Consider the following 13,072-nt stretch of genomic DNA (forward strand, 5'->3'; position numbering starts at 1 on the left):
GCGAATAAAACATAAGAAATGAAATCTATCATAGGGATAGAAGAACCCTCGAACACAACCAAAGCAGTAATTATGATCTAAAATTTATCAACCTCATAAACCTCTTGCGCTTTTCAAGTGTTTGCAGAAATGATTAAGTAAGTTTTTCTTGAGGTTTTGCTTCAGGGACATCGCGCACATGTAAATCAAGCTGCGGAAAGGAAATTTCAATATGATGCTCATCGAATAATCCAAGAATCCGCGTATTCATTGCATCTTGAATCTCCGTGCGCAAATTAACCGTATCAACAAAAACACGCAATTCAAAGTCTAGCGTACTAGCACCGAATGCCATGAACCAACAAGATGGCTCCGGTTCTTTCAATACTCGCTCATCCTCTTGTGCAGCTTGTAGCAATAATGCGCGTACCTGGTTGACATCAGAATCATAGGCAACACCAACACGAATAATAACCCGTGTAATGTTATCGGTTAGCGTCCAATTGGTAAGCTGTCCGGTAATAAATGTTTTATTAGGAATAACGATTTCCTTATTATCAAAATCCAAGATCGTTGTTGCCCTAGTTCGAATTTTAGTTACTCTACCGGAAAACTCATCGACGGTAATAAGATCCCCTACGCGAAACGGTCTTTCAAACAATAGAATAATACCGGAAACAAAGTTAGCAAAAATTTCCTGTAACCCAAACCCAAGTCCAACAGACAACGCGGCGGCCATCCATTGCAATTGTGACCAACGCATTCCGAAAAAGCCCAAACCCAAAACTGTTCCTCCAATTACAATCGCATAACGCAAAACACTCGTTATCGCATATCGCGATGCGGCATCAATGCGGATATGCGACAACAAACTGATTTCAATTAATCCAGGCAGATTTCTCGCACCAGCCACTGTTATCATTAGCGTAATCAATCCAAAAATGAATGCCATCAAAGTCACGGGCTTCGTTGTGATCTGTCCATCCGGTCCGGTTTCACTAAAATCCCATAGTTCAATCTCATCCAGCTTGGCAACCGCAGGCAAAATTGAAACCCAGACCCAAGTCAATCCTACGATCAGTAAAGTAATACGCAATACACTCAATAAGCGGCCTGTCTGTGTATTGACTTGCTCCAAAGTGACATTTTCGCTTAACTCGGGTGTAACAACGCCGCTGGATTCCTCAGCGGCTTCAGCCGCCAAGCGACGTTCCTCCAGACGGTGCAACGCTAGGCGCCTCTCTCCCAGCAAAAACCACCGCGCCAACATGGCGCCAATCAATGCAATTGCAACGATTACGCTAAAACTGGCCAAGGCAGATCGCAATATAATTCCAGCCGTATAGATATAGCCCGTCATTGCTAGCGTTGCCACAAAAATGAAAGCAAGAGGTAGCGACCACCGCAAAAACTTTCTTAAGCTTGATGGTTCACTGACTGCGCCTCGAACTACCCAGAGCTTGCCAACATCCAGTACACGCCAGAGAACCCAAGCTAATACGATACAACACGCCACAATGGCTATGCGCGCTTGCACATCAATGGCTAAATCAACGCGACGAATAAAAGCTAAATTACCGACAAAATAGAGAAATAGTACAATAGCCGTTGATAGTGGTAACCATTGACGCAATACTTCTCGTCTTTGTTTTGTCCACCGGAAATGCGCTTGAGCAATTCCTTTGTCCTTATTTACCCAGAACAGTAGCGCGGCGGCAAATAACGGTGCTATCACTCTCATGAGTGCGAGCCCCAAAGAATGGCTAAAACGCCCTGGACTGCCAATATTTTGCAATAGCAGCCCTAGTGCCGCTAAAATGGAAGGATATAGCAAAGCTCCTATAATAGTCCAAATCAATGCTCGTATCGTAACCGTATAACTATCTTTACGGATTTGATAAGTGCTCTCAGCAAGTGCTGCAATCCGTGATGGCGCACGCCTTCGCAATTCAATTAGTACGATGATGAGCAATAAAGCGATCACCCAGGGTAGCGGATCTCGATGGAAACTCTGTAAACTTAGTTCCAACGTCATAGCATAACGCGATGGTTTGATTAAATCATGAAAACCTTCGGACACTTTCTCTAACCACTTGTTATCGACCATGCCATGACTTGGAATCCACAGCAAATGACGGCTCAACATTTGCTGTAAATCTTGTGTCACGCGAATTTGTTCTTGCAATTCATGTTCACTTTTTTCCAGAGTCGAAATACGTTTTTGAGACAATGAATCTTGCATCACTAACAGTTCAGCACGCTTCTGCAAAAGTGAGACCAATACATGATGCGTATTGCCATTTGTTTGCTCCAAACCATTTTTACTTGCAGCTTTATTGATCATGGCATCCGCCATATCATCAAAATCAACCAGATCCCGTTGCTGCTCATTCAAGACAATACGTTCCAGTCTCAAGTCCGACAAATCATCACGAATTGATTTTAAACGCAACTCTAAGCGCTCTGTCGGCCTTAACCGACGCTGTTCCCCCCAGAGCCAACGACCTACGCGTTCATTGATACCTCCTACATCGAGCCTTGCACGGCTATCTCGTAGGCTATCTGCGATATGTCTAAGTGCATACCCAATACTCGTCAGATCGCTTCGATCGTGCAACAACATTTCATTTTGATGCAACATCTTCTCGCCAATAACAAGGTTCTCATGCGCAATTGAAACCAAAAGTGGAACAGAGCCAATCAGATCCTGCTCTTGCTGCGCTAATTGACTGACCAAAGCTTTCAACTCAATACGACCACGATCTGAAATACGTTTCTGTAAATATTCCACGCGCTTTTCGTGCAATCCTTGCCGGAAATATAAATCCCGCAAAAGCGTTTCATAGAAACTTTGCCGTTGCGAAGCCGTACTTTGTTCCGCATTTTGCAAATCTATCGTCGCTTTTAATAAGCGCTGTTCGCTAATACGCCTTAACTTTCGTGCCTCGAATAAAGTTGTTGGTTCATCGTTCTGAATCACTACTGGTAATGACACATCATCCAACATGCGATGCAAAGAAGTGGTATCTTCACCCGTTTGGATAGAGTGCGATATCAACGCCGTCAATTTTTGCGTTGCTGCGAGTGTTTTGGTTTGTATATCTGCGATGGTGGTACGCTCTTGCTCAAGAAACTGCTCTAGCATAAAACCTTCGGCATTCTCCGGAATCCGTCTCGACCATTCCAAAAACTCTTGCTCTTGGTTGATGAGTAAATCCTTTTGCAGTCTACTTATTTTTTCTGGTTGCTCTGCCACTTCGGCTTGCAAAGCAGTTAAGTGCTCGTTAATCGTTATGATCTCTTCTTCTTTGGTTTTTGCTTCTTCCAAATGCCCCAAGGCCATTTGCTTCTGAGTTTCACCCATGGTGCTACGCTCCACCGCGTTCTTTGCTGCTGCAATATCTTTCATCAGCGAGGGCGGCTGCGATTGCGGTTGCGATTGTGGTTTCTGTTTCTGAGCGATTGCCGAATGAGGAAAAAAAACCGCTAGCGTTAACAAACTAAAAATGACTAAAAACAAAAATAATGTTCTGAATCTTAGTAGTGATTGGATTAACATGAATTCTTATGTTTGGAATGTTCTGAAAGATACTTATTTTAAAGATACCTTAATTAACTCAAATACAAAAGCCGCTTATAGGCAGCCGAAGAAGCACCCAACGCTATGAATTGATTGATGACTTCGTATGGTTACAGATATTATTTTAGTTACTACGCACTGACATTTGTTTTACAAAACACTAAAAAATCGATCTAATAAGCAATGTACTATTCAATTATTACTTTTATTGTTTGTTAAGTCTCAACATCCCATGCCTAGAAAGCCTAAAAAGAAAGTATTTGTCTTGGATACATCGGTTATTTTATACAACCATAATGCAATATACAGCTTTGAAGACAATAATATCGCAATTCCCATTACGGTACTGGAAGAACTTGATCACTTTAAGAAAGGCAACGATATTAAAAATTTTGAAGCAAGAGAATTTATCCGAATTATGGATAAATTGTCGTCCAATCATTCACTACAACAATGGATTCCCATTGACCGACCGAACCATGGTCATTTCAAAGTGTGTATGCAAGAGAAAGCCAATGGATTGGATGCCACCCAAGTATTTGGAGAAAATACCGCTGACCATCGTATTCTGAATGCCGTTATTTCACTCAGCGAAGAATATCCGGACAATAAAATAGTTTTGGTTTCGAAAGATATCAATTTACGCCTCAAGGCAAAGTCTCTCAATATCCCTGCAGAAGATTTTGAAACCGGAAAGATTAAAGATCTCGATTCGCTATACACTGGCAAAACAATCATAGACAAACTGCCTAAAGAAATTATAGACAGCGTCTATACCAATAATTTTTGCATGCCTGCTGATATAGGTCTGCAAGATCCTATACCCAATCACTACTTTATTCTAAAAAATGCTCGTGCTTCCGTTTTGGTCTTTTATAACCCAGTATCACAAAAAATCGAACGCATCCAAAAAGAATCCGCGTTTCGGATTACACCTAGAAACGCTGAACAAGTGTTTGCTTTACATGCAATTACGAATCCATATGTCAAACTTGTTACTCTGCAGGGCGTTGCAGGTACAGGAAAGACATTACTTGCTCTTGCTGGAGCATTAGATCAGAAAAGGCATTACAAGCAAATTTATCTAGCACGCCCAATTGTTCCTCTTAGCAATAAAGATATTGGCTTTTTACCAGGCGATATCATTTCTAAGCTTAATCCTTATATGGAACCCCTATGGGATAATCTTAAATTTATTAAAAGCTTGTTTACCGAAAAAGACAAGGAATTTAAACAGATTACGGATGCCGTTGATCAAGAAAAATTGAAGATTACACCTCTCGCTTATATTCGCGGACGCAGCATCTCGAATGTTTTTTTTATTGTCGATGAAGCACAGAACTTGACTCCGCACGAAGTGAAAACGATCATCACCCGTGCAGGAGAAAACACAAAAATTGTTTTTACGGGCGACATTTACCAGATAGATACCCCTTATCTCGACTCCCAAAGTAATGGATTATCTTATCTCATCGATAAAATCAAGCATCATGATATTTATGCACATGTACGGTTAGAAAAAGGTGAACGATCTAATCTTGCTAATTTAGCTAATCAATTATTGTAATTTAGCCAAGCTTACCTATAGTCGAGTTCAGCAAAGCTAACCGAACATCGTCTCAAACTTTACTAATACATCGGCTGCTAATGTTAGAATGCTTCTTGAAGCTGGCTAGACAGTCGCCGCTTGCGGTTTCATCAAGCAAGGGGAGGAAAGTCCGGGCTCCATAGAGTGGGATGGCGGCTAACAGCCGTCTGCCGTAAGGCAAGGAATAGGGCCACAGAGACGAACGTATTCAGTTACGGTGAAACGCGGTAACCTCCATCCGGAGCAAAACCAAATAGGCAGGCAATGACGCTACTCGCCGAGCCTGCGGGTGGGTTGCTTGAGCGTGTAAGTAATTACACGCCTAGAGGAATGACTGTTCACGACAGAACCCGGCTTATCGGCTAGCTTCACTTTCAAAATCTACGATCAAGGTCAAGTATTAATCATCAAAACGATATAAAATCAAGCGCAGCGTAAATACCTAACGATGGATATGACTACTTATAATTATTAGTAATGATTTTAAAACTCCTCAATAAAGTATTTAATCGTAAATCGTCTTATTACGAATCAGCCGCTCAGCCAATCGTTATCTCACGCCAACATCACGGAATTCAGCGCCTCCAAATTGATTCTTGTGCATTAAAAATCGTTACACAACTCCAACAAGCTGGCTATAACAGTTATATCGTGGGTGGTGCAGCTCGCGATTTACTATTTGGCTTTACCCCAAAAGACTACGATGTCGCCACTAATGCGACACCGGAGCAAATAAAACGTATTTTTCGTCGATCACGTATTATTGGACGACGTTTCAGGCTTGTTCATGTTATGTGCGGTTCTGATATTGTCGAAGTATCGACGTTTCGTGGGAGTTCAAAAATTGACGATGCGACTCAGACCGATCTGCATGGTCGGTTACTTCACGACAATGTATTCGGTACTCAAGAAGAGGATGCTGCGCGACGTGATTTTACAGTTAACGCGCTTTTATATGATCCCAATAAAGAAGAAATTATTGATTATGTGAGTGGATACGCAGATATCCAAGCTAAAAAACTTCGTATTATTGGAGATCCTGCACAACGTTACCGAGAAGATCCTGTGAGAATGCTACGGGCAATCCGGTTCGCGTCCAAACTGGGCTTACAAATTGATAATAGCACCGCACAACCGATTAGTGAATTGGCTCATTTATTGCAAAATGTACCGGCATCGCGGTTATTCGATGAAATGTTGAAACTATTATTATCGGGTCACGCTTTGGCATGTATTACCGAATTGCGCGCACGTGGCCTGCACCACGGCCTGTTACCCATGTTGGATGTCATTTTAGAGCAACCACTTGGTAAGCAATTCATCACTCTCGCATTAAAAAATACTGATGACCGAATCCAGCAAAACAAGCCAGTATCAGCAGGATTTTTATTTGCCACATTACTGTGGCATGAAGTGCTATCGAATTGGAATGCCTTACGTAGTCGAGGTGAAAAAACTTTTCCAGCACTATTTAATGCAATCAGCCAGACACTTGCAATTCAACACAACAAACTTGCGATCCCACAACGTTTTGATACGATTATGCAAGAAATCTGGACCCTACAACCCCGTTTTGAAATGCGTATAGGTCGTAGACCTTTTCAACTGATCGCTCACCCGCGTTTTCGATCCGCATATGATTTTATGCTACTGCGCTGTGAAAGCGGTGAATTCGATATTGAGCTAAAAACTTGGTGGGAGGATTTCTTAAGCGCCGACCCTGAAAAACGTGAAAAGATGCTCGTTAAATCACCGTTGACAAAAACTAAAAGACGGCGACGGAGAAAAAAAGCTGCGACACAAACAGGTACTTCCCCAGTTACTACCGTAGGTGTTAATCAGTAGCGCCGCAATGAATAGTAAAAAGAAATGGAGTGAAGCTTTTATTGCACTAGGGAGTAATTTAGAAAAACCTATTCAGCAAATTCAAGAAGCATTCGAAGAACTGGCACATATTCCCGAAACGCAATTAATAAAACAATCTTCATTGTATCAAAGCGCACCAATCGGACGATTGAATCAGCCTGATTTTGTCAATGCGGTCGTAAGGATCAAAACGCATTTAACACCACACGAATTATTCGATGAACTAATGGCCATTGAACAAATACACGGCCGCGTTCGGGAATCCTTAAACGCTCCACGCACATTGGATTTAGATCTTTTGCTATATGATATTTTAACTTTTCAAGATAAGCAGCTAATTATCCCTCACCCACGCATGTTTCAACGTGCATTTGTGTTAGTTCCATTACAAGAAATCGCCCCGGATTGTTTTATACCAGGTCATGGTTCGATTTCTCAGTTGGTCGCGGCTTGCTTCGATCAAAAGATACAATCTATTTCTCTAGAAAATTGATTTTTCATTAGTTTTTGACGTTAGTACGTATATACAACGGAATACAAAATTAGTTTATCCGTGATTCACCTTGTTTGTATAACGATTCTTAACGTATGGAGCATTTATGATGATGAGAAAATATATCATTACTGTTTTGATTGCGATTTATGCAATACCAGCTTTAGCAAGTAACACTGGGGCTTCGGTCAGTATCGGACAATCAGGGGTTTATGGTCAAATTCATTTGAACAATCAGTATCCCAATCCACAATTAATTTACTCAAATCCAGTTACGGCCATACATTCTGCCGGTGTTCCACAACAACCTGTTTATCTTCATGTTCCTCCAGGTCACGCAAAGAAATGGAATAAACACTGCCACCGCTACAATGCATGCGGCCAACCAGCTTATTTTGTTCAAGAAAAATGGTACAACGATGTATATCGACTACATTCTCATAATCAGAACAGCCATTCTGATCGACGCACTACTGTAGCAAATCGTAATGGCCATCGCAAACCGTCCAATATTGCTACGAACAGTAGGCAAGGTAATCAAAAACATTTAGGCCAAGCTAACAACAAGCAGCATAAAAAACGCGAACAGAAGCAACTTCACCAGAAAAACCCTAACAAAGGCGGTCGAAAAGATCGATAGCTTAGAGAGATATTCAAGCTCAATACTCGCCCATTAGGGCGAGATTCTCTTCTCCTACAAAAAAATAGGTTTTCTTATCCATCAAGTAATATCTCTATCACAAATTTCATTCGGTGAAATCTTTAATTCAAGTTGCTTATTTCCTGCTTTAGCTTATTTTTACAGTGTATCTCTTTACCTGATAAATCAAGCATTCCCGTTGCTCGCATACATTCGTTATAGTCAAATAGAATATCGGCCTTTTTTTGTGCATGATCTATTGAAATGGCCAGATTATTAACATACTTAGCGATCTTTTTAAGATCTGCCTCATCGATACGCGCGCCGATACCTTCTACAGTTTGTTTAGTGGCATCGAGTTTTTGTAACGATTCTTTATTGGTTTTATTGACTTGTTCTGCAAAAGCCTGATTAGCTTTATTAGAATAATCTCTTAATTCATCAATATTTTTTTGTGTAATATCGGATAATTTCTCTTGGTAATTACTTAGTTCAGATTGCACAAAGTTATTTACATTATTTCTAAAATGATCCAATGATTTATCGATTTCCAGTTTAAAGTTTTGCATTTTTTCAGAAATCATTTGATTGATTTCATTATCCAACCGTTTTTCTAACGATTCAGAAATTTTTTCAACAGGTGGCTGAGATGCAATAATTTGCATCTTTGATTCATTTAAATGTGCTTTAATATCGCTAGCAAACGACCGTTGGAATTGCTGTTGTTTATTATCAATTTGATTCTGAGAGTTTTTTTCATTTTCAGAAAGCAACCAAGACACAAAGATTAAATCCTTTTTTTTGTTGGTATCCATACCATGCAACATATCGTCTAAGACATTAGCAGAAACATCCGTATCTCCCGCCACCAAGATGTTGGTATGATGCAAATTGGCTGAATTCAATAAATCTTGTAACTTAATTTGGACTTCTTTGATATTCACATTGGCTCGATCAATCTGAGTGGATTGACGAAGCAATTCATAGGGCAAGTAAGTCAAAGCAACAACAATGCACGCTAGCAGAGCAAGCTTGCGCCCATTTCTATTTTTTATTCGAAAACACAGCACAAACACAATCACCAGCAATGCTATCGCAGGTGCGAGAATCAACAATACCTCGAGCCACTCTCGGCCCATTAAAATATTCGCTGAAATAAAATTCAGTGCTTTATTAATCAGTTCACTCATTTAAAATTTCTCCAAACCTCAATCCGATGTATTTGTCACTAATTTTTTAAGATGACAAAACAACTTTAAACATCAATATTCACTGCCCGCAATGCATTTTTCTCAATAAAAGCTCGGCGTGGTTCGACCACATCGCCCATGAGCGTAGTAAAAATTTCATCGGTCAAAATACTATCATCAATTTGTGCGCGAAGTAGGCGGCGGTTTTGAGGATCCATGGTGGTTTCCCAAAGCTGTTCCGGATTCATTTCACCCAGACCTTTGTAGCGTTGTACATTGATGCTTTTTTTCACTTCTTCCAGCAACCACTCTAGTGCCGGCTTAAATTCATATACGGCTTGCTTACGTTCGCCTCTTTGAATATAAGCGCCTTGGCCAAATAATCCTTGAAATAGTTGTGCTGTTTTTTGGATCTGCGCATAATCGGCGCTCTCAAGAAAATCATTATCCAAGTAACTCGTTAGTATATTGCCATGTGACATGCGCATGATTTTAAGTCGAAAACGTTCGTGAACTTGATCAAATTCCGCAACAATCTGTACATCCTTAACACGTGCAGCTAATTTCACTGCACTGTCGTTTGCTGTTTGTTCACTACTCAAATTCACATCTGGTTGACGCAGCAAAGCATGCATAATGTGACTATCAATGACCTGGCTCATACGCTCGATTACGGCTTCGGCTAAAATATATTCTGTTGCCATTTTTCCCAACGTATCGCCTGCCATCGGTGGCTTTTCTTCATGAAGAAAAAGCTCTGCACCATCTAAAGCCAAACTTAACATGTACGCTTTAAGTTCATTGTCATCTTTGACGTAACGCTCCTTTTTTCCTTGCTTAACTTTATATAAGGGTGGCTGTGCAATATATACATGACCTCTTTCAATCAACTCTGGCATTTGCCGATAAAAAAAAGTCAATAATAGCGTACGGATATGAGAACCATCCACATCCGCATCAGTCATAATAATGATTCGATGATAGCGTAATTTATCCGGATTAAATTCATCTTTACCAATGCCTGTACCCAGCGCTGTAATTAAAGCAATAATTTCCTGTGATGAGATCAATTTATCAAAACGGGCTTTTTCAACGTTTAAAATCTTACCTTTAAGCGGCATAATCGCTTGAAATTTACGATCCCGACCTTGTTTTGCAGAGCCTCCCGCAGAATCACCTTCGACTAGATAGAGCTCGCATAACTCCGGGTTCTTTTCCTGACAATCAGCCAACTTACCTGGTAACCCCATACTATCTAGCACGCCTTTTCGGCGCGTTAATTCACGTGCTTTTCTAGCAGCCTCACGAGCTCTAGCAGCTTCAATGATTTTATTGCAAATAGTTTTTGCATCGATGGGGTTCTCCAATAAATATTCTGAGAACTTTTGTGAAACAATTTCTTCTACCACTGGGCGAACTTCTGAAGAAACAAGTTTTTCCTTAGTTTGCGACGAAAACTTAGGTTCAAATAGCTTTACCGACAACACACACGACAATCCTTCGCGCATATCATCACCGGTAGTTTCAATTTTGGCCTTTTTAGCCAATTCATTTTTCTCAATATAGTTATTGAGCGTACGCGTCATCGCTGCACGCAGTCCGGTCAAATGAGTCCCACCGTCTTTCTGAGGAATATTATTAGTAAAACACAATACTTGTTCGCTGTAGCTGTCATTCCATTGCATGGAAACTTCCACAGCAATATTTTCTTTGGTGCCAATGGTATAAAAAATCGTTGGGTGCAATACTGTTTTGCTACGATTTATATATTCGACAAAATTCTTGATACCGCCGGTAAATGCAAAAATTTCTTCTTTACCAGCGCGTTGATCGATCAAGTGAATTTTTACGCCATTGTTAAGAAAGGATAGCTCACGTAAGCGCTTAGCAAAAATCTCGTAGTGATATTCGACATGACCGAAAATTTCTTCACTAGCTAAAAAATGAACTTCGGTACCATGCCTTTCGCTTTCACCAGTAACCTCTAGTGGCTTGACCGGTACCCCCATGCGAAATTCCATATGATGAATTTTTCCATCGCGGCGAATAGTTAACTTCAACCATTCAGACAACGCATTAACTACTGACACACCAACACCGTGTAGACCGCCTGATACTTTATAGGAATTATCATCGAACTTTCCACCTGCATGTAACTCCGTCATGACAATTTCCGCAGCAGAACGCTTCAAATCATCATCTTGTTTAATACCGGTTGGAATTCCGCGTCCATTATCTAATACACTGATAGAACTGTCTGGGTGCAAGGTCACTGTAATTTCATCGCAGTGACCCGCGAGCGCTTCGTCAATTGCATTGTCAACCACTTCAAATACCATGTGATGCAGTCCTGTACCATCGCTAGTATCTCCGATGTACATGCCAGGGCGCTTACGTACAGCATCCAAGCCTTTTAATATTTTGATGCTGTCAGAACCATAATCGTTTGGCATCTCTTTCGGTTGACTACTGTTTGGATCGCTCATTGGTTTTGTCTTAAACGCTATTAATGAAAAAATTTAAAGAGATACATGAAAAATCGTGAAACCTTTCAGCTTGACTAAATTCTCATGGGCATGACGATATATTTAAAAGCTTTTTCTTCTGGAATCGTGATCAATACGCTGGTATTGGCATTTTCAAAGGCACATTGCACCGTTTCGCTACTGACATTGTTTAGTAAATCCATCAAATAGTTTACGTTTAAGCTGATGTCGATCGATTCGTCATTATACTGAATTGCTAATTCCTCTTGCGCATCTTCTTGCTCATTGTTTTTACAAGTAATACATAAGTTATCTTTACTGATAAGCAACCGTACGCCACGGAATTTATCACTTTGATTTGATAGTATGGAAACACGCTGGAGCGCTTGTAAAAAAGCAATACGACTGATATCAAAAAATTTTTTATTTTTAGTAGGAATTACTCGATTGTAATCGGGAAATTTACCATCAATGATTTTCGATATTAATGTGATATCGGAAAATGCGAAACAAATTTTGTTTTGGAAATACTCAATATGGATAAGATCATCAGTATCCGTAAGTAATTTTGATAATTCCAAAACAGTTTTACGTGGCAGGATGACCTCTTGTTTCGTTAGTTTTTCTTGTAGTGAAGTAGCTGTATATGCTAATCGATGACCATCCGTACCTACACAAATGAATTGATTATCTTCTGCCAACAATAATAATCCATTCAGATAGTAACGAATATCTTGTTGTGCAATGGAAAACTGTACGTGATGCAGTAGTTTTTTTAATTCTTTTTGTTTAAGTGTCAAGGAAGTTGTTACAGGGATTTGCTCTGTCATTTCGGGAAAATCTTCTGCCGGTAGAATTTGTAGATTGAATACACTTTTACCGGATTTAACATGCAGATGATTGTCTTTACGTGTCAACGAAACCTCAGCGGTAGCATCTAATGATCTAAGAATATCTTGAAGCTTTTTAGCAGCAACCGTTAGAGAAAAAATTTGCACATCCGCTTTATCTTTAGGTACTGCTGTTTTAATCTGAATTTCAAGATCAGTGGCCAAAAAATAGGTCTTATCTTCGGTTTGACGAATCAATACATTCGATAGTATAGGCAGTGTTTGTCGACGTTCTACAATTCCTGTGACCGTTTGTAATGGTTTTAGTAGTGTATCTCGATTAGTTTTTATTAATAGCATTTGTATATAAAAAATAATAATTAAACTAAAGTACTAACAACTTCTGTATTATTTAAAAAA

Annotated in this window: 8 protein-coding genes and 1 other RNA gene; 5 read left to right on the forward strand and 4 right to left on the reverse strand. The window is 40.0% G+C overall.

Annotated features, from left to right (window positions below):
- Positions 1–133 precede the first annotated feature (133 nt).
- A complete protein-coding gene (locus tag W03_RS00090) occupies positions 134–3,538 on the reverse strand; it encodes a mechanosensitive ion channel domain-containing protein (RefSeq protein WP_244070189.1) in 3,405 nt (1,134 codons plus the stop codon).
- Between the two features lie 253 nt (positions 3,539–3,791).
- Between W03_RS00090 and W03_RS00095 the strand changes: the two genes are divergently transcribed.
- The 5 genes from W03_RS00095 to W03_RS00115 all read left to right on the forward strand — a co-directional run bounded on the left by W03_RS00095 (position 3,792) and on the right by W03_RS00115 (position 8,146).
- Positions 3,792–5,126: a PhoH family protein gene (locus W03_RS00095; protein WP_244070192.1), complete on the forward strand. Its 1,335-nt coding sequence runs from the start codon at positions 3,792–3,794 to the stop codon at positions 5,124–5,126.
- 97 nt (positions 5,127–5,223) lie between these two features.
- An RNA gene (gene rnpB / locus W03_RS00100) (RNase P RNA component class A) lies at positions 5,224–5,521 on the forward strand.
- A gap of 103 nt (positions 5,522–5,624) precedes the next feature.
- Positions 5,625–6,992 carry a polynucleotide adenylyltransferase PcnB gene (gene pcnB, locus W03_RS00105; RefSeq protein WP_244070194.1) on the forward strand — a complete coding sequence of 456 codons (1,368 nt, stop codon included), beginning with the start codon at positions 5,625–5,627 and terminating at the stop codon, positions 6,990–6,992.
- A gap of 7 nt (positions 6,993–6,999) precedes the next feature.
- Positions 7,000–7,506, forward strand: a complete 507-nt coding sequence (folK, locus tag W03_RS00110; RefSeq protein ID WP_244070199.1) for a 2-amino-4-hydroxy-6-hydroxymethyldihydropteridine diphosphokinase — start codon at positions 7,000–7,002, stop codon at positions 7,504–7,506.
- A 106-nt stretch (positions 7,507–7,612) separates the two neighbouring features.
- Positions 7,613–8,146 (forward strand): hypothetical protein, encoded by a 534-nt coding sequence (locus W03_RS00115; RefSeq protein WP_244070201.1) that lies wholly within the window; start codon positions 7,613–7,615, stop codon positions 8,144–8,146.
- Between the two features lie 122 nt (positions 8,147–8,268).
- On the opposite strand, the gene W03_RS00120 is transcribed toward W03_RS00115, so the two are convergent.
- The 3 genes from W03_RS00120 to dnaN form a co-directional block, all read right to left on the reverse strand.
- Complete coding sequence (locus W03_RS00120; protein ID WP_244070203.1) at positions 8,269–9,336, reverse strand: hypothetical protein; 1,068 nt, start codon at positions 9,334–9,336, stop codon at positions 8,269–8,271.
- A 65-nt stretch (positions 9,337–9,401) separates the two neighbouring features.
- Entirely contained in the window at positions 9,402–11,822 is a 2,421-nt protein-coding gene (gene gyrB / locus W03_RS00125; protein ID WP_244070205.1) for a DNA topoisomerase (ATP-hydrolyzing) subunit B, read from the reverse strand.
- A 74-nt stretch (positions 11,823–11,896) separates the two neighbouring features.
- A complete protein-coding gene (dnaN, locus tag W03_RS00130) occupies positions 11,897–13,012 on the reverse strand; it encodes a DNA polymerase III subunit beta (protein ID WP_244070207.1) in 1,116 nt (371 codons plus the stop codon).
- Positions 13,013–13,072 lie beyond the last annotated feature (60 nt).

The sequence above is a fragment of the Nitrosomonas sp. PY1 genome (assembly GCF_022836435.1).
Lineage (GTDB): Bacteria > Pseudomonadota > Gammaproteobacteria > Burkholderiales > Nitrosomonadaceae > Nitrosomonas.